The following is a 16,322-nucleotide window of genomic DNA, read 5'->3' on the forward strand; positions in this document are numbered from 1 at the left end:
GCGGTGTTTCCTGACGCACGTCTAACAACAAATCTTGCAATACATGATGAACATCATGCGCACGGGAAATCGAGGGACAGTGAGATGGTGACCATGATCTCAAGCCCATTGCGCCGTCATGCCGTGACGGTTCTCTGGTTGATGATGTGTTTATGCGTGGCGGCCCTTGTCGCGACACCAGCCAATGCCAATCCACGCTATGCGGCCATCGTGGTCGATGTGGAAAGCGGCGAAGTGCTGCATGCCGCCAACGCCGATGATACCCGTTACCCGGCATCGTTGACCAAGATGATGACGCTCTACCTGCTGTTCGAGCGGTTGGAGAGGGGGGAATTGCAGCTCGACTCGCCGCTGCCGGTTTCCGAGTATGCCGCCTCCAGGCAGGCGTCCAAGCTCTATGTCAAGGCGGGTTCGACACTACCCGTGGAGACCGCCATCCAGGCGCTGATAATCCGCTCCGCCAATGATGTGGCGGTGGTGGTGGCCGAGGCGCTGGGCGGCAGCGAGGCAAACTTCGGCCGCATGATGACCGACAAGGCGCGCCAGCTTGGCATGCCTCGCACCACCTTCCGTAACCCCAATGGCCTGCCCGATGCGGGACAGACCACCACTGCCCGGGACATGGCGACCCTGTCGATTCGCCTGATGCAGGATTTTCCCCAGTACTACCCCTACTTTTCCAAGACCCGCTTCAACTGGAAGGGCAAGACCATCACGGGTCACAATCGCCTGCTGGACAACTACCCGGGTGCGGACGGCATGAAGACCGGTTTCATTCGTGCCTCTGGGTTCAATGTGGCGACCTCCGCGGTGCGTAATGGCCGGCGGCTGGTCTCGGTGGTGATGGGCGGCTTTACCGCTGCCTCGCGGGACGCCCACATGTCTGACCTCCTCAACCGCGGCTTCGTACGTGCCTCGCTTTACGGGCGTGGCGATTGGGTCGCCCAGGCGGACTTTTCCGGTGACCGCATGAGCCTGCCGGGCGCTGCGCCGGCCAGGCCCACCTCGGCCCCCTCCGAGCCTGATCGCCTGGTCATCGAAGAGATCCAGCAGCAGTTGGCCAGTCTCGAGAACTCGTCTTTCGCCGCCTCCACCAGTGAGTTGCCCGACACCGCCCAAGGGTCCGCCGCCGATCCGATCCGTGACCTCATCAATCGCAGTGAGCCGCCGGAAGCCGCCCCCACCCCGCGTGAGCCAAGCCGGGTGACGCACCGGCTCGAGCCGGCTGGCCCCAGTGGTGGCTGGGGGGTCCAGGTGGGGGCCTTCAGCAATCCCGACAACGCCCGTAGCCTGGCCAGCCGTGCCGCCGACCGCCTGGCAAGCGACATGGTCAATGCGCGCATCGACGTGGAGGAAGCGACGGGTACTCAGCCTATCTTCCGCGCGCGGCTGGTGAATCTCGACGAGAATCAGGCCTACCGTGCCTGCCGTAGTCTCGTTCAGGAAGGTATCGACTGCCTGGTGATCAATTCCGGCTCTTGAACGGTGTGACGTCTGGCTTGCCGTTCGCCTGCGAACCTTCTAGCCTGTACTGACTCCCACCCCGCCGCCCTTACAAGGCCGGCGGGGTGGCTTTTTTGGAGGCAGGCAACGCAACAGGGGGGCATCATGTCGGCATCGTTCAAGGGAATCGGGTTCATGTGTCTCGGCGTGTTCTGCCTGGCCGTTGGCGATGCCATCGCCAAGTGGCTGGGCGAGGTGCACTCGCCGTTGCAGATCATCTTCTTCCGTACCCTGGTGTCGTTGCCGCTGATCGCGGTGCTGGCCCACTTCGCCGGTGGCCTGCGCAAGCTACGCACGCGCAGGCCAGGCGTTCACCTGCTGCGTGGGCTGATCTACACCGGCACCATGGTGTGTTTCGTGATCGGCCTGACCCTGTTGCCACTGGCAGAGGCCACGGCGATCGCCTTCGTGGCGCCAATGTTCGTCACACTGCTGTCGGTGCCACTGCTTGGCGAGCGCATCGAGTGGCCGGTACTGGCCGCCTCGCTGGTCGGGTTTCTGGGGGTACTGGTGGTGGTGCGTCCGGGTGGTGAGGCTTTCCACCCGGGCTCCCTGGTGCTGGTCGGAGCGGCACTCTTCTATGCGCTGATGATGATCACCGCGCGGCGTTACGGGGGCCGGGAATCGCTGTGGGCGATGGTGTTCTACATGACCCTGGTACCCCTGGTGATCACCGCCGCGTCGCTGCCCTGGGTGTGGCAGGCGCCGACCGCCTGGCACTGGCCGGGCTTCATCGCCTCGGGGATATTCGGCGTGGGCGCCACCGCGTTCATCACCCTGGCGTTTCGCCACGCGCCAGCGGCCATTGCCGCCCCCTTCGACTACACCGCCATGCTCTGGGCGGTGCTGCTCGGTTGGTGGTTCTGGGGCGAAATGCCGGATATTTGGGTCTTCGTGGGCAGCGCGCTGATCATCGGCAGCGGGCTTGCCATCGCCTATCGCGAGGGGCGCACCCCCCTCAAGCGCCGCCCGACGTCCTGAGCCCGCTACCTGCCTCAGGCGGGATCGATGGTGAGCAGCAGGCGCTGCTCACCATCGCCCAGTGCCGGGCTGCGGTGCACAAGCCCCCGCCGCTCGTTACCGACCCAACCGCTCCCCTTGAGCAGTCCCAGGTCACCGGTTCCAAGCCGTTGAACGGCGTACTGATCGGTGACGATCTCGGGTTTGCTCGGGCTAGGCGCCCCCAGGCCCCGTCGGTCGACGGCCCACTCAGGCAGCCATTCGCAACCGGGACCATGGTAGGTGGTGACGAGACGTACTGGAAGATTGTCGCAGTGAAAGCGCGGACACATGACGTCCCCGAGCCGGCGCAGGCGAAGACCCACCGTGTCGGTATCGAACAGAAAGGCCATGGCCTCGGCCAGCGTCACGATATCCTCGATGAGCGCGCCGCAGGCGTCGGGGACATGGAGCCGTCGCCGGAGATCGGCCCGTAGGGCATCCCCGGGACTTCCCAGCCAGGAGAACGACAGCCCTCTATCGGTTTGATACTGGGCGTTCACGCCGGCCTGAACGTCGGTGGGCAACTGGCGGCGCAGGATGGCGAGATTGATCGCATCCTCGAAGATTCTTGGCAGCACGTCGATGTCTTCGCCCACGGCCAAATGCATGTCGGTGGCCATATCGGTGTCGTCAGGGGGCTGATGTGAGAGAGCCGCTGTCGGCATGTCGAGGAACTCCATGGGTTGATTTTTTGATATGTTATAACGTACCTTTTTTGGCTCTTGAAGAAAAATCCTTGAGGTAGCCCGATGCCAACGGCCGAAGAGGCATGCTTGTGCCTGGAAGCGAAAGAGCGCCAGGGCGCGACGTTCGAGGCCCATGATCATGCGCACGATGAGCACGCGCATGAAGACCACGACCACGGGCATTCCCATGAGGGTGTGGACCCCCATGGCTGGCTCGATCCGGTGAATGCCCAGGCATGGCTCGAGGCCATCGCCGAGTCGCTGGCCGAGCTCGACCCCGCCAACGCCGGCGTCTATCGCCGCAATGCGGCGGAGGGGCAGGCGGAACTGGACGCCTTGGTCAACGACCTGAATGACAGCCTCGCTGATGCCCGGGACGCGCGCTTCATCGTCTTCCACGATGCCTACCAATATTTCGAGAGCCGCTTCGATGTGCCGGCGGCGGGTGCCATTGCCCTGGGTGACGCCTCTGACCCGAGCCCGGCGCGGATCCGTGAGGTCCAGGAGCGGGTCGCCGAGCTCAATATCCAGTGCGTGTTCCGCGAGCCACAGTTCAACCCGGCGCTGGTTGAGAGCGTGTTCGAGGGCACCGGCGTCGACACGTCGATTGTCATCGACCCCCTGGGCGTCGACCTGCCGCTTGGCGCCAACCTTTATCCGCAGCTGCTGCGTCAGCTGGCTGATGGTGTGGCGCGTTGCGCATCACACACCTGAGGGCCGCGTTCGCCGCAAGGACGGTGAGCCCACATCAATCGAGAACGAAAGGAGCGATAACCATGAACCTGGCATTTTCCAAGAAGCAGATTGTCCTCGCCATCAGCGTGCTGTCGCTGGCAGGGACGCCGCTGGCCATCGCACAGGATAGCCATGGCGACAACCACGAGCATGAGCACAGCCATGGGCACGATCATGACCATGACCATGACCGTGACCACAGCCACGATCATGCCCAAGATGAGGATATCTATGCGGGTTACTTTGACGATAGCCAGATTGAGGATCGGGCACTTTCCGACTGGGACGGCGACTGGCAGTCGGTCTACCCCTACCTTCAGGACGGCACTCTCGATGAGGTGTTTGCCCACAAGGCGGAGCAAGGCGATGGCAAAACCGCCGAGGAGTACAAGCAATATTATGAAATCGGCTATCGGACCGACGTCGAGCGCATCGTCATCGATGGGAACACCGTTTCCTTCTTCGAGGATGGCCAGGAGCGGTCCGGTGAGTACGCCTACGACGGGTACGAGATCCTGAATTACGAGGCTGGCAACCGAGGGGTGAGGTATATCTTCGCCCTTGAGGGGGAGGGAGAGGATCTCCCGGCATACATTCAGTTCAGCGATCATGCCATCTATCCGACCGACGCCGATCATTACCACCTGTACAGGGGCGATGACCGTGAGGCGTTGCTGGAAGAGGTCACCAACTGGCCAACATACTACCCATCCCGCCTGGATGGTGAGGCAATCGTTCAGGAAATGCTGGCGCATTGACGTCCCAAGGCCCCTCCCGTGAGGGGCCTTGGTGTTGATGGAATGTGCCGTTGGCGGCAGGGCTTACACGAAGAAACGCCGTGCCGCCGCTTCGGGGTCCGCTTGGCCGCAGATTGCCGAGATCACCGCCAGGCCTCCAGCGCCGGTGTCGCGCACCGCGCTTGTGTGTTCCGCCTTGAGCCCGCCGATCGCCACACTGGACAATGGACTTGCCGCGACCAGCGAGGCGAGCCCCGAGAAGCCCAGCGGTTCGGAATGGTCGTGCTTGCTCGGGGTGGCGAATACCGGCCCCAGGCCGAGATAGTCGAGCTGCTCGACATCGACCCGGGCGAGCTGATCGTGGCGCTGCACCGAGAGCCCGAGGATCGCCCCTTCGCCAAGTGCCTCGCGCGCGGCGGCCACGTCACCGTCGTCCTGCCCGATATGCAGGCCGTCCGCACCGCTTTCGAGCGCCACGGTCAGCCGGTCGTTGATGATCAGCGGCACACCCGTGCCGGCAAGTGCCGCCTTCAGACGGCGCGCCTGGTCGATCATTTCAGCGTCGCTTGCGTGCTTGTCGCGCAACTGCACGACCGTCACGCCTCCGCGCACGGCGGCTACCACGGTTTCGACCAGCCCGGCACGGGCGCACAGGCCAGGGTCGGTCACCAGGTACAGGGAAAGATCCAGACGCATCGATGATCTCCAGAGTCGGATGGCGGGGGGCAATGCTCAGGCGCGAATATAGGACCAGCCCTGAGCCTGGTGTTCGGCCAGGGTGACCACGGCCGCTTCGACCTCGGCAAGCCCTCGGTCGTTGTCGAGCCGCTGGGCAGTCAGCGAGTTGCGGCACACCCGCAGCAACGGGTCGCTGGCGTCGGGCGTGGCCAGGGCGGCGCCCACGGCGCCGGCATTAGCGATGATCAGCACCTCGGCGTCGGGCCGGGCATCGAGCAGGTTGCTGGCGTTGCGCCTGGCGCGGGCCAGCGCCTCGGCGGTGGGGGCGTGAAGCAGCACGCGAAGCGGTGTCATGGGGATCTCCGTGATGAGTGCCAGGGCTCAGTGCTCGCCGATGCGGGCCTCGACGTGTTGCACCAGGGGCGCGAAGTCGGGGTGGTCGCGGCGCTCGTCCAGTGGCAGGTCGACCGCCAGGGTCTCGACGACGCGGGCCGGCTGGTCAGGACCGTGGCCGCCCAGCACCATCACGCGGTCGGCAAGCAATACCGCTTCCTCGATATCGTGGGTGACGAAGACGATGGCGGCGTCGGTGCGTCGGCGCAGGGCGATCAGTTCATGTTGAAGGCGACGACGGGTGATGGCATCCAGCGCCGAGAAAGGCTCATCCATGAACAGCACCCTGGGGCGCACGGCCAGTGCCCGGGCGATGCCCACCCGCTGTTGCTGGCCACCGGACAGGGTGTGCGGCCAGCGATTGGCGTATTCATCGAGGCCGACCAGCGTCAAGGGCTCGATGGCCCGCTCGCGGCGCTCGGCGCGCGATAGGCCCAGCCCCTCGAGCCCCAGTTCGACATTGGCGCGAACGCGGCGCCAGGGAAACAGGCGTGGGGCCTGAAAGACCATCGACCAGGCGCGGGTGCCGGGGTCGTTACCGGCGGGAATCTCCACCTCGCCGGATTGGGGAGCGAGCAGGCCGGTCAGCGCACGCAACAGGGTCGATTTGCCGACCCCCGAGGCACCCACCACCGCCACGAACTCGCGCGGATGCAGCGCCATGTCGACGCCGGCCAGCACGGGGGTGCCACCAAAGCCGAGACTTACGCTGCGCGCGCTGAGCACTGCCGGCGAAGTCGAGGCGTGAGCCTGTGTCACACCGCTGGATGTCGAGGATGTCATCATGGCTGCCACCTCAGCAGGCGTCGCTGGATCAGCATGAACAGGAAATCGAACAGCGCATACAGCCCGGCGATGGTCAGCATGTAGACCACCACGATGTCGGTTGCCAGCAGGCTCGATGCCTCCATCATGCGCTGCCCGATGCCGGGAATGCCGAACAGCTCGGCGGCGACCACGGTCATCCAGCCTTGGCCGAGCCCGGCGCGCAGCCCGCCGAGGATGCCCGGGGCGGCGGCCGGCAGGTTGACCTTGGTGAGCCGCGAGACAAAGCTGCGTTGGCCAAAGGCCAGGGCGACTTCGTCGTAATCGGGGTCGATGGAGCGTACCGAGCTATAGCTGGCGAAGTAGTTGATCCAGAACACCCCGATGCTGATGATGAAGGCAGCGGCGGTGGGGTTGATGCCAAACCAGATGATCGCGAAGGGAATCCAGGCCAGCGGCGGGATCGGCCGCAGCAGGCGGGCGAGCCAGGCATGCAGCGCATCGAAACGCGGCAGCAGCGCCGCCGCGACGCCGACCGCGATCCCCAGGCTCGAGCCGATCAGCAGCCCGACGCTGTAGTGACCAAGGCTGGAGCGCACCACGTCGAGCCAGATGCCGTCCGCCAGCTCGTACCAGAATACCAGCGGAATCGACGACGGCAGCGGCACCAGGCTGCCGGGCAGCAAGCCACTGCGCAGCGCGAGCTCCCACAGCAGCACAAAGGCAACCAGCCCCAGCGCACTGTAAAGCGTGCGCCGGGAACGACTCATGGCCAGGCTCATTGCTCGGCGCGCTCCTCGCTCACCTCGTCATACAGGCGAGTATCGAACAGCGCATCGAGATCCACTTCCTTGCGCAGCGAACCCTGGCTGACCTGGAAGTCGTGCATGCGCCGGGTGCCCGCCTGAATGGCATGGGGGTCGCTCTCGTAGTTGGAGGATGGGGAGCTCAAGGCGGTCTCGACCGTTGCCAGGTCGATCAACCGGCGGCCGACGAACTCGCGCACATGGGGGGCGGCGCGCTCGGGTTCATCGATCAGCATCTCGGTGGCGCGCAGGTGCAACGCCATCAACGCTCGCATCGCCTCGGGGTGTTCCTCCAGGGTGGCTTCGCGGGCCGCCAGAACGGCGCCGGGCTGGCCCGGCAGCATCGAATCGGCACGCGCTACCACGCGGGCGCTGTCGTCGCGTTCCTGGACGGTAGTGAGAATCGGCTCGAGGATCGAGGCGGCATCCACGGCACCGGCAAGTAGTGCCTGCTGCACGCGGTCTGCACCCATGGCGACGATTTCAACGGCATCCAGGCCAATGCCCAGTTGCTCCACCAGCCAGAAGCGCAGCACGGTGTCCGGAACCGACCCCTGGGGGAAGGTGGCGATCTTCGGCTTGCGTCCCTGCTCCTCGGTGAAACGGGCGATGGCTTCGGCGGCGTCATCGTCCTCGAAGGTGTCAGCGAATTCGCCGCGTGCCACCAGGCCGATCTGCTCCTGAATGCTCGAAGCCAGCACCTTGATCGGCACGCCGTTGGCACGCGCCACCATGGCAGGGCCGATGCCGAAGTACATGACATCCAGCTCGCCGGAAGCCAGCGCCTGAACCATCGCCGGGCCACTGGAGAAACGCGTCAGTTCCAGTGTCAGGCCGGCCTCTTCGGTCCATCCTTCACCTTCCATGACGAACAGTTGAGCGACCGGCAGAATCGGCATGTAGCCGACCTCGAGGGTCGTGGTGTGATCATCGGCCTGGGCCTGGCCGACGAATGACATCAAGCCGGCCAGGAGGGCGGCGAGGTAAGTGCGAGGTGACATGGCAAGGCGTCTCCGTCAGAAAAACGTTCGCGTCAAAACGTTGGTGTTAAAACGTTGGTGTTAAAACACGGGCGTCTAGTCTAGCGCCTTGCTCTATATAACTGAATGGCAATCTTGAAACGATTTTTTATAATTATAGTGAGGGAGGGGGAAGAGGTTGGCATCTCCAGGTCAAGACGCATCAGGGAGCCGGGCCTGCGGCACCCAGGAAGCGTTCCTCCCAGTAAGCGATGGAAAGCGGGGTGCTCTCGACCCGGCGGCCCCGGCCTGGCGCGTGAATCATCTGGCCGTTGCCACGATAGATGCCCACGTGGCTGGCCTTGCCGCGCCCGGCGGTGTCGAAGAACAGCAGGTCGCCCGGGCGTGCCTCATCAAGCGTAGGCAGTTCGCGGAACTGGTCGTCGGCGGTGCGCGGGACCGGAATGCCCGCGGCCCGATAGGCGAGTGCCACCAGCCCCGAGCAATCGAGCCCCGAGGGCGTGGTGCCGCCGAATCGATACGGGGTGCCCAGTGCGCGCTCGGCGGTGGAGAGAATCAAGGCGCGTTCCATGGAAAGCCCCTCACCCGGCGCGGGGTCATGGGTGGCCAGTTCACGGCCGGCGCAACCGGCAAGGGTCAGCAGCATCAACAACACCAGAACCGTGTACAACCCGTGCGGGGTGGTCGAGGTGGTAGGCGGTGTGGCGTGGCTTGCCATGACGGAGATCGCTTCCAGAATCGGGACAAACGGCTACATTAGCCGTCGTCACGCGTCAGTGAAAGGCCTGTTCAGCGAAAGGCGATGCGGGTGCCGTGCGCCAGCATCTCGTCGGGGGTCATGGCATGTCCTGGAACGCCGATCATCTCGTCGCCGCACTGATCCGACCAGGTCAGTACCCCGTGGGTCAGGCCGATGTCGCCAAGCAGGTCGCGTATCTCGCCGGTGCCCAGGAAGGTCCGCGTCCTGCCATCGGCATCGGAGAGCTGGGAGACACCGTTGCGGTGATGCAGCCTGACCGTATAGATACCATCCATCGACTCGACCTCGACGATCGGTGTGAAGCCATGCGACAGCGCATCGGCCAGTTGCTTGAGCGTCATGTGATCGCCCAGTTGGTAATCATGGGAACCCATCGTGTCAGCCTCGTGGCGTGATTGAAGAAGCGCGGTTGAGGAAATTCATCTTGTACAAGAAGTGTAGAAGTAGGTTGCCACCTTGCAAGGTCGAGATGGCGTCCTCGTGAGTTCCTCAAAAGTGTTCATGCAAACGCGTAGACATCCATGGCAAGCACCCCATGCTCGACGCTGTGATGCAACCGGCTTGGCGTGCCGCCCGCGCCCATGGCCACCAGCAATGGCAGGAAATGCTCGGGCGTGGGGTGGTTCTCGCGGGCGTGGGGGGCGCGCTCCCAGGCCAGCAGCGCATCGCGGTCGTCGTCGGCAAGCCTGGCATCGATCCAGTCGGCGAACTCACCGACCCAGGCCGGCATCGGGGCATCGAGTGCCTGAAGTTCGGCCAGATTGTGGGTCAGGCTACCCGAGCCGATCACCAGAATGTTGTCCTCGCGCAGTGCCGCCAGTGTCTCGCCGAGTGCGGCCAGCTCGGCATTCGACCAGCTAACTGGTAGTGACAGGGAGACCACCGGGATATCGGCCTCGGGAAACATCAGCGACAGCGGCACCCAGGCGCCGTGATCCAGGCCGCGCTCGGTGGGTACGGCGTTGAGCTCACGCGCCAGGCGCCTGGCCAGGTCGGGCAGGCCGGGCGCCGGGTACTGGCACTCGAACAGTTCGCGCGGAAAGCCGCCGAAGTCGTGGATGGTCTCGGGGTGCTCGCTGGTACTGACCATCAGGCGTTGGCTTTCCCAGTGGGCCGAGACCACCACGATGGCTTTCGGGCGGTCTGTCTGAAGTAACCGCTGGCCCAACTGGCGCAGGAAGTCGTGAGCTTCCCCCGGGGTCAGGGCGAGCATGGGTGAGCCGTGGGAGATGAATAGACTGGGCAACATGGTGTGGCTCCTCGTTCTGGCGTGCCGAATTAATAGCGCTGTACCACGAGTGTGGCACCGAGAGCGCTGCCGCCCGCAAGCGGGTGGCAGCGGATGAGTGACTCGCAAGGACCTCAGGCGAACCGGCGATTCAATGTGAGACTACCGCCGCCGAGGCCGGCCTGCACCAGCAGCGCGATGGTCCAGAACACCGGGAATTCCCAGCCTCCGCCGGCGTTGGAGAATACCCAGCCATTACCGGCATGGACCCAGGCGGCGCCCAGCAGCACCGGCACCAGGGCGAGACTGATCCAGCGGGTGTAGATGCCGAGAATCAGAGCCAGACCACCACCCACCTCGGCGATAATCGTCAGGTAGGCGACGATGGCGGGCAGGCCCAGCGACTCGAAGTAGCCGACGGTACCGGGCACGGTAAAGAGGAAGACCTTCATCAGGCCATGGGCCAGGGTCATGGTACCGAGGGCCACGCGCAGCAGGGCCGTGGCGTGGGGCTGCAGGTTGTCGATTCGGGAAGAGTGTGTGGCGTGTGTGGTCATGAGGGTGATCTCCGTCAGGGATATGGTGTGGGGTTGATGGAGCCACTCTACCCGTAACGTTTTACGAGATAATCAGCCTTTTTCGCACAATACTGTTGCTGAATTGGCGACAATAATCACCACAAGCCCATCTCCCGCTCCCACACTGGCGGGTCGCCCCAGGCTTCGGTCAGAGCGTCCATTAGCCGCTCCACCTTGGCCGGCAGATGGCGTCTGGCCGGGTAGACGCCGTGGATATCCAGCGAGACCGCCGGTTCACCGACGAGTATCGGTACCAGCCGGCCACTGGCAATGCTTTCGGTGACCAGGAAGCTGGGTTGATGGGCGATCCCGAGCCCGGCTTCCGCCGCATGGGTCAGCACATCGCCGTTGTTGCTGTCGAGCGGCCCATGCACGGCCAGGTGCCTGCCGCCAAGTTGCCAGTCGCCGCCACTGTTGCCGCTGCGGTAGCGCAGGCAGTGATGGTCGCTCAGTGCGTCGAGCGTGGCGGGCTCGCCGTGTCGCGCCAGATAGTCGGGCGAGGCGCAAAGCACGAGACGGCAGCGGGTCAAACGGCGCGCCACCAGGCTCGAGTCCGGCAGGCTGCCGATGCGGATCGCCAGATCGAAGCCCTCCTCAAGCAGATCGACACGTCGGTCGTTGAGGTCGAGCCGCACCTGCAGCGCCGGGTGCTCGGCCATGAAGCGGGCGATATGCGGCGCCAGGAAGCGGGTGCCGAAGGACATCGGCCCGTTGACGCGCAGTCGCCCGCGAATCTCGCTGGTGCCGTGAGCGACTTCCGCATGCGCCTCCTCAAGCGCCAGCAGGATGCCCTGGGCGCGTGCCAGGTAGCGCTCACCGGCCTCGGTCAGGTGCAGTCGCCGCGTGGTGCGCTGCAGCAGGCGCACCTCCAGATGGGTCTCCAGATCCACGATCAGCCGCGAGACACGGCTTCGCGATAGATCCAGCACCTCCGCCGCGCGCGTGTAGCTGCCAAGCTCCGAGACCCGCACGAAGGCGTTGATGGCGTCCAGCAGATTCATGGCGGTACTCCTTTTTGGCCCGCTCTTGCTCAAAGGTCTTCCGGCAGGCTCAGTACCCGGTCATTTCCAGGTAACCCTCGCCGACTCGCTCGCCGCTGTCGCTCTCGTGTACCACCACCTCGCCTTCCCAGTAGCCGACGCTGGTCGGCATCCAGCGCTCGGCGTAGGGGGCGGACACCTCGACGTCGAGCCCGGCGTGGGGCACCTCGAGCCGCCAGCGGGTGGGCACGTCGCGGCCGGCCACGCGGGACTCACCGAGGGCGCTCAGCGCGAGCTCATCCTCGGCCAGGGCACGCGTCTCGCCGTCGGGGCTGATCCAGGTGCCGGAGCGGTAGTCGCCTCCGCCTTCGCCGCCTCCCCGCAGTTGGAAAGCCATCAGCTTGTGGCCATCGGCCAGATGCAGCGAGAACCAGTCCCAGCCCCGCTGGTCGGGGCCGAGCAGCTGGCTGCTCCATTCGCGGTCGAGCCAGGCCCGGCCGGTGACCCGGCGGGTCTCGCCATCCAGGGTGACGTCGCCGCTGACCCGCCAGAACGGCTGGCTGTAGTACATCGACCCCTGGCCGTCGGCGGCCTTCTGACTGAAGCCCGACTCGCCATGCAGCACCAGCGGCCCCTCGGCATCGAGCGCAAGCTGGAAGCCGAAGGTTCCCTGCTCATGGGGGGCAAAGGAGCTCAGTGCGAGGTGTCCGAATGATTCGTCGTGGGTTGCCGAACGGCGTGAACTCAGCTCCCAGTCATCCAGCCAGGCGCGGAACGGTGCGGCCTGCGCACCGGCCTGGCCGTCCACTCGTGCCGAGTGGCCACGTGCGAAACGCTCCGCCACGCGGTGCGTGTCGCCGCGCGAGACCGCCATATGCGCCATCCAGACCTGGTCGGCGCTCCACGTGGCGGGCTCGGGGCGCTCAGTGGGTGGCATCAGTGCCTGGCGAAACAGCGTCCATTGCAGGCCGAGTGGCTGGCCCTCGTCATCCTCGAGGTTGGCGGTGAGGTACCACCATTCGATGCGTGTATCGGGATGCGGGCCGTGGTCCTCGGGGAAGCGCAGCCGCTGATTCGGCCCGGCCTGGGCAAAGCCGTCGCCTTCGGCACCCAGCCCGGCGAAGCCCTGCGGGGCCGAGGACGGAGCGGGCGTGCGCTCGCAAGCGGCAAGGCCCAGGCACAGTGCTATGGCCATGGCCAGGCCAGTGGCACGCTGCAAGCGGCGGAGGTGCGTCATGCTGGTGTCTCCTCGGCGAGCAGCGCGCGTGGCGAGGCCCGCCACAGCCTCAGCGCCGGCAATAGCGCCGCCAGCAACGCCACGCCGACGGCGGTGGTCACCGTCAGCGCGACTTCGCCGGGGAAGATATGCAGCGGCAGCCGCCAGCCGAAGGCCGCCACGTTGATCACCCCGACCAGCCCCGCGGTGATGGCGATGCCCAGCGGCACGGCCAGAAGGCCGGTGACCAGTGCCAGCCCACCCAGCTGGGCCAGGCTCACCCACAGCAGGCGGCGTCGCGGCACCCCGAGCGCCCACAGCGGTGCCAGATGGCGACGGCGCTCGCGGGCCTGGGCGAGCAGGCTGGCCAGCAGGGCCAGGGCGGCCACCATCAGGGTCAGGGCGGTGAGCGCCCGAGTGATGGTGAAGGTGCGCTCGAATATCGTGGTGGCCAGGCGCTTGACGCTGCGCTGATCCTGCAAGGCATCGCTTCCCTGCGCGAAGCGCGCGTTCAGGGCGCGGCCCAGCGCCTCGCTGCTCACACCCTCAGCCAGCACGATTCCCACTGAGCGCGGCGGGGCGTGGAACGTCTTGGCGAGCCGGGGCGTGGCCATCAGTACCTCGCCGCGCGGGTTGCCATAATCGGGGTAGATCGCCAGTACCCGCCTGGTCTCCCGTTGGCCCGGCACCGCCAGGGTGACGGTTGCGCCCGGTGCGAGGCCCTCGGCGATGGCCAACTGTTCGTTGATGAAGACCTCACCGGCGGCGAGCCCCGCCCATGCCGCATCGCGGCCCTCCAGGGTGTCGAGCAATGGCCAACTGGGCATGAGCCGCACGCCCGGCGTGATGCCATACAGCACCACCGGGCGGTCGAGGGACGTCTCTTCTGGAGGACTTTCGGCTGCCGCTCCGGTGGTTACTCCAGTGGCCACCAGGGTGGCCTCGCGGCGGCGCGTGGGCAGCAGCTCGGCCACCTCGGGGCGCTCGGTCAGCCAGGCATGAATCTCCTCGGTACGCTCGACGGGCGGCTGCAGGTAGAGGTCGGCCACCAGGCGCTGGTCGAGCCAATCGAGGAAGGTCAGGCGGAAGCCGCCGACCATGCTGCTTACGCCGAGGTTGGCGGAGAGCGCGACCAGCAGCGCCATCATGGCGAGCGACAGCCGGGGCAACTGCAGTTGAAGGTCGGCCAGCGCCCAGTGCGCAAGGGCGTAACGACGCAGGCGCGCGCTCAGCCACGCCAGCAAAGCGGCGAGCAGCGGCGGCAGCCATAACGCACTGGCCAGCAGCACAAAGCCGACCATGCCGAAGCCAGCCATCAGTCCCTCGCCCGCCGGCTGGCGCGCCAGCCATCCCCACAGCGCCAGCGCGGCCAGGGCCGCCACGCCACCACCCAGCGCCATAAGGCGCAGTTGGCGATGGAAGCCCGTACGCCAGGTCTGGGCCTGGCCAAGCCCCAGCACGCTGAGCCGTGCCGCCCGCCAAAGCACGCCGCTGCCGGCCAGCAGCAGGCCACCCAGAGTCACCCCCAGGCCGCCGAGCCAGTAGTGCCAGGGCAGCCGCAGATCGCTCGAGACCCCCGCGCCGTAGAGGCTGCCCAGGGTGGCGGCGACATCCGGCAGCAGCCGCTGCGCCAGCCACGCGCCGCTGGCGATACCGGCCAGGGCGCCGAGTACGCCAAGCACCAGCAGTTCCAGTGCCAGCAGGCCGACCAGCGCCCAGCCCGAGACACCCAGCGCCCGCAGGGTGCGCAGCAGCGCCAGGCGCTGCTCCAGGGCCAGCCCCAGCGCCGCCTGGACGATGAACAGCCCGACCACCAGGGCGAGCATCGCCATGGCCGTGAGGTTGAGGTGAAAGCTCTCGGTGAGCTGACCGGGCGAGAGCTGGGTGTCGGCGCGCGTCAGCGCAAGCCCCGGCGGTGCCTCGTCGAGCTGGCCGGCCTTCGCCACCAGACGGGTCAGTGTATCGCCGCTGCCCAGCAGCTCGGCCGCCGCGGCGATATCCATCACCAGGGTGTCGGGCGGCAGCGCTGGCGAAAGGCTCAGCGCAGGCAGGCGTTGGCCATCGGCCAGCGGCGGGGTGGCGCCTGTGGCGTTGCGCAGGTCGAGACCGAAGGCGCCAAGGGTGTCGGGAGAGAGCCGGGTCTGCCATGGCGGGGTGACGAAGTTGGCCAATGTGGCCCGATTGTCTGCCTGGTTGTCGGTGCTGGCGAAGGCGCTGTCACCGGGTAGCGTGAGCGGGTCGATGCCGATCACCGTCAAGCGGGTGCCATCGGGTGCTTCCAACCGGCCTTCCAGCAGGGGGGAGACCGGCACACCCGCCCGGCGCAGGCGCAGGAAGTCGTCACGGGTCAGCGGCTGGCCATCGGCACGTTGCAGGCCGTCCAGGCCGCTGGTGAACAGTGACTCCGCGCGGGCGTAGCTGTCCCGAGCCGAGGCATTGATCGCCTCGACACCGCTCCACAGCGCGCTTGCCACCCACAGCCCTAGCAGCAGCATCGCCAACTGCCCGGGGTGGCGCCGGTAGTGGGAAAGCAGGGTGAGGAAGGCGGTATGCATCACGGCCTGGCGGCCCGCGGGTCATGGTCAAGCCGGCCATGGGAAAGTCGCTCGCAGCGGTCCAGCGGTGCAGCCACCTGGGCGCTGTGGGTCACCAGCAACAGGGCGCAGCCGGTATCGCGCACCAGATCGAGCAGCAGCTCGAGTACCTCGCCGGCGGTGGTCTCGTCGAGGTTGCCGGTGGGCTCATCGGCAAGCAGCAGGGCCGGGCGCGGGGCCAGCGCCCGGCCGATGGCCAGGCGCTGCTGCTGGCCACCGGACAACTGCTCGGGGTAGCGCCGCGCCAGTGCCGAAAGCCCCAACCGCGCCAGCAGCTCGGCTGACCACTCGGCATCCTCCCTGCCCGCCAGGCGGGCCTGCAGGCGCAGGTTGTCGGCCACCGTGAGGCTCGGCACCAGATGGAACTGCTGGAACACCAGGCCAAGCGACTCGCGGCGCAGCCGTGCGCGTGCCGGTTCGCCAAGGCGGGCGAGAGATTCACCGGCCAGCAACACCTCGCCGTGATCCGCCAGATCGAGCCCGGCGGCCAGGTGCAGCAGGGTCGACTTGCCACTGCCCGACTCCCCCATCAGCGCCAGGCTCTCGCCCGGCGCCAGCCGCAGGTCGAGGCCATCGAGCACCCGCAGCGGCCCTTGCGGGGTGGGATAGGCCTTGTGGACATCACAAAAATCGAGCATGGCATCCTCCCTGGCGCCGCTTCGACGATGGTGTGAGCCATCG

18 protein-coding genes are annotated in these 16,322 nt (G+C 66.3%); 4 read left to right on the forward strand and 14 right to left on the reverse strand.

The genetic code is table 11. The annotated features are described in order from the left end of the window. Window positions 1-93 precede the first annotated feature (93 nt). Window positions 94-1,482, forward strand: coding sequence for a serine hydrolase (locus C6V82_RS09440; protein ID WP_229843145.1), 1,389 nt, complete (start codon window positions 94-96; stop codon window positions 1,480-1,482). A gap of 126 nt (window positions 1,483-1,608) precedes the next feature. Continuing rightward, window positions 1,609-2,484: a DMT family transporter gene (locus tag C6V82_RS09445; RefSeq protein WP_102587706.1), complete on the forward strand. Its 876-nt coding sequence runs from the start codon at window positions 1,609-1,611 to the stop codon at window positions 2,482-2,484. 14 nt (window positions 2,485-2,498) lie between these two features. Here the strand turns inward: C6V82_RS09445 and C6V82_RS09450 are convergent, their stop codons facing one another. Continuing rightward, window positions 2,499-3,170, reverse strand: a complete 672-nt coding sequence (locus tag C6V82_RS09450) for a DUF1826 domain-containing protein (RefSeq protein WP_229843146.1) — start codon at window positions 3,168-3,170, stop codon at window positions 2,499-2,501. A gap of 84 nt (window positions 3,171-3,254) precedes the next feature. Here C6V82_RS09450 and C6V82_RS09455 point away from each other — a divergent pair, with 84 nt between their 5' ends. Together C6V82_RS09455 and C6V82_RS09460 are read left to right on the forward strand one after the other, a co-directional pair. Then, window positions 3,255-3,905 carry a zinc ABC transporter substrate-binding protein gene (locus tag C6V82_RS09455; protein ID WP_102587708.1) on the forward strand — a complete coding sequence of 217 codons (651 nt, stop codon included), beginning with the start codon at window positions 3,255-3,257 and terminating at the stop codon, window positions 3,903-3,905. A 62-nt stretch (window positions 3,906-3,967) separates the two neighbouring features. Further along, a complete protein-coding gene (locus C6V82_RS09460) occupies window positions 3,968-4,684 on the forward strand; it encodes a metal-binding protein ZinT (protein WP_102587709.1) in 717 nt (238 codons plus the stop codon). Between the two features lie 63 nt (window positions 4,685-4,747). Here the strand turns inward: C6V82_RS09460 and thiE are convergent, their stop codons facing one another. The 13 genes from thiE to C6V82_RS09525 all read right to left on the reverse strand — a co-directional run bounded on the left by thiE (window position 4,748) and on the right by C6V82_RS09525 (window position 16,279). After that, a complete protein-coding gene (gene thiE, locus C6V82_RS09465; protein ID WP_102587710.1) occupies window positions 4,748-5,359 on the reverse strand; it encodes a thiamine phosphate synthase in 612 nt (203 codons plus the stop codon). A gap of 36 nt (window positions 5,360-5,395) precedes the next feature. Next, window positions 5,396-5,695, reverse strand: a complete 300-nt coding sequence (locus tag C6V82_RS09470) for a DsrE family protein (protein ID WP_102587711.1) — start codon at window positions 5,693-5,695, stop codon at window positions 5,396-5,398. A 27-nt stretch (window positions 5,696-5,722) separates the two neighbouring features. Continuing rightward, window positions 5,723-6,520 (reverse strand): ABC transporter ATP-binding protein, encoded by a 798-nt coding sequence (locus C6V82_RS09475; RefSeq protein ID WP_229843147.1) that lies wholly within the window; start codon window positions 6,518-6,520, stop codon window positions 5,723-5,725. After that, the gene (locus C6V82_RS09480) at window positions 6,517-7,269 is read right to left on the reverse strand and encodes an ABC transporter permease (protein ID WP_102587793.1); all 753 of its coding nucleotides are present in this window, start codon (window positions 7,267-7,269) and stop codon (window positions 6,517-6,519) included. The genes C6V82_RS09475 and C6V82_RS09480 overlap by 4 nt, the downstream gene beginning before the upstream one ends. Window positions 7,270-7,277: 8 nt before the next feature. Next, on the reverse strand, window positions 7,278-8,306 hold the full coding sequence (locus C6V82_RS09485; RefSeq protein ID WP_102587712.1) for an ABC transporter substrate-binding protein: 1,029 nt from the start codon (window positions 8,304-8,306) through the stop codon (window positions 7,278-7,280). A 181-nt stretch (window positions 8,307-8,487) separates the two neighbouring features. Next, the gene (locus C6V82_RS09490) at window positions 8,488-9,003 is read right to left on the reverse strand and encodes a C40 family peptidase (RefSeq protein ID WP_102587713.1); all 516 of its coding nucleotides are present in this window, start codon (window positions 9,001-9,003) and stop codon (window positions 8,488-8,490) included. A gap of 71 nt (window positions 9,004-9,074) precedes the next feature. Further along, window positions 9,075-9,419, reverse strand: coding sequence for a hypothetical protein (locus C6V82_RS09495; RefSeq protein ID WP_102587714.1), 345 nt, complete (start codon window positions 9,417-9,419; stop codon window positions 9,075-9,077). Between the two features lie 125 nt (window positions 9,420-9,544). Continuing rightward, the gene (locus tag C6V82_RS09500) at window positions 9,545-10,294 is read right to left on the reverse strand and encodes a DODA-type extradiol aromatic ring-opening family dioxygenase (protein WP_102587715.1); all 750 of its coding nucleotides are present in this window, start codon (window positions 10,292-10,294) and stop codon (window positions 9,545-9,547) included. 113 nt (window positions 10,295-10,407) lie between these two features. Beyond that, the gene (locus C6V82_RS09505) at window positions 10,408-10,830 is read right to left on the reverse strand and encodes a DoxX family protein (protein ID WP_102587716.1); all 423 of its coding nucleotides are present in this window, start codon (window positions 10,828-10,830) and stop codon (window positions 10,408-10,410) included. A gap of 116 nt (window positions 10,831-10,946) precedes the next feature. Then, complete coding sequence (locus C6V82_RS09510; protein WP_102587717.1) at window positions 10,947-11,852, reverse strand: LysR family transcriptional regulator; 906 nt, start codon at window positions 11,850-11,852, stop codon at window positions 10,947-10,949. A 49-nt stretch (window positions 11,853-11,901) separates the two neighbouring features. Continuing rightward, entirely contained in the window at window positions 11,902-13,068 is a 1,167-nt protein-coding gene (locus C6V82_RS09515) for a lipocalin-like domain-containing protein (protein WP_229843149.1), read from the reverse strand. Continuing rightward, window positions 13,065-15,602, reverse strand: a complete 2,538-nt coding sequence (locus C6V82_RS09520) for an FtsX-like permease family protein (RefSeq protein ID WP_102587718.1) — start codon at window positions 15,600-15,602, stop codon at window positions 13,065-13,067. The genes C6V82_RS09515 and C6V82_RS09520 overlap by 4 nt, the downstream gene beginning before the upstream one ends. After that, entirely contained in the window at window positions 15,602-16,279 is a 678-nt protein-coding gene (locus C6V82_RS09525) for an ABC transporter ATP-binding protein (protein WP_102587719.1), read from the reverse strand. Before C6V82_RS09525 ends, C6V82_RS09520 begins: the two co-directional genes overlap by 1 nt. Window positions 16,280-16,322: the final 43 nt, after the last annotated feature.

The organism is Halomonas urumqiensis (assembly GCF_003028575.1).
Lineage (GTDB): Bacteria > Pseudomonadota > Gammaproteobacteria > Pseudomonadales > Halomonadaceae > Halomonas > Halomonas urumqiensis.

Coding starts and splice junctions, on each gene's coding strand:
- C6V82_RS09480 (WP_102587793.1), bottom strand. CDS start 7,269: ATGAGTCGTTCCCGGCGCACGCTTTACAGTGCGCTGGGGCTGGTTGCC.
- C6V82_RS09485 (WP_102587712.1), bottom strand. CDS start 8,306: ATGTCACCTCGCACTTACCTCGCCGCCCTCCTGGCCGGCTTGATGTCA.
- C6V82_RS09475 (WP_229843147.1), bottom strand. CDS start 6,520: ATGATGACATCCTCGACATCCAGCGGTGTGACACAGGCTCACGCCTCG.
- C6V82_RS09470 (WP_102587711.1), bottom strand. CDS start 5,695: ATGACACCGCTTCGCGTGCTGCTTCACGCCCCCACCGCCGAGGCGCTG.
- C6V82_RS09490 (WP_102587713.1), bottom strand. CDS start 9,003: ATGGCAAGCCACGCCACACCGCCTACCACCTCGACCACCCCGCACGGG.
- C6V82_RS09500 (WP_102587715.1), bottom strand. CDS start 10,294: ATGTTGCCCAGTCTATTCATCTCCCACGGCTCACCCATGCTCGCCCTG.
- thiE (WP_102587710.1), bottom strand. CDS start 5,359: ATGCGTCTGGATCTTTCCCTGTACCTGGTGACCGACCCTGGCCTGTGC.
- C6V82_RS09495 (WP_102587714.1), bottom strand. CDS start 9,419: ATGGGTTCCCATGATTACCAACTGGGCGATCACATGACGCTCAAGCAA.
- C6V82_RS09460 (WP_102587709.1), top strand. CDS start 3,968: ATGAACCTGGCATTTTCCAAGAAGCAGATTGTCCTCGCCATCAGCGTG.
- C6V82_RS09455 (WP_102587708.1), top strand. CDS start 3,255: ATGCCAACGGCCGAAGAGGCATGCTTGTGCCTGGAAGCGAAAGAGCGC.
- C6V82_RS09510 (WP_102587717.1), bottom strand. CDS start 11,852: ATGAATCTGCTGGACGCCATCAACGCCTTCGTGCGGGTCTCGGAGCTT.
- C6V82_RS09505 (WP_102587716.1), bottom strand. CDS start 10,830: ATGACCACACACGCCACACACTCTTCCCGAATCGACAACCTGCAGCCC.
- C6V82_RS09520 (WP_102587718.1), bottom strand. CDS start 15,602: ATGCATACCGCCTTCCTCACCCTGCTTTCCCACTACCGGCGCCACCCC.
- C6V82_RS09440 (WP_229843145.1), top strand. CDS start 94: ATGATCTCAAGCCCATTGCGCCGTCATGCCGTGACGGTTCTCTGGTTG.
- C6V82_RS09450 (WP_229843146.1), bottom strand. CDS start 3,170: ATGCCGACAGCGGCTCTCTCACATCAGCCCCCTGACGACACCGATATG.
- C6V82_RS09525 (WP_102587719.1), bottom strand. CDS start 16,279: ATGCTCGATTTTTGTGATGTCCACAAGGCCTATCCCACCCCGCAAGGG.
- C6V82_RS09445 (WP_102587706.1), top strand. CDS start 1,609: ATGTCGGCATCGTTCAAGGGAATCGGGTTCATGTGTCTCGGCGTGTTC.
- C6V82_RS09515 (WP_229843149.1), bottom strand. CDS start 13,068: ATGACGCACCTCCGCCGCTTGCAGCGTGCCACTGGCCTGGCCATGGCC.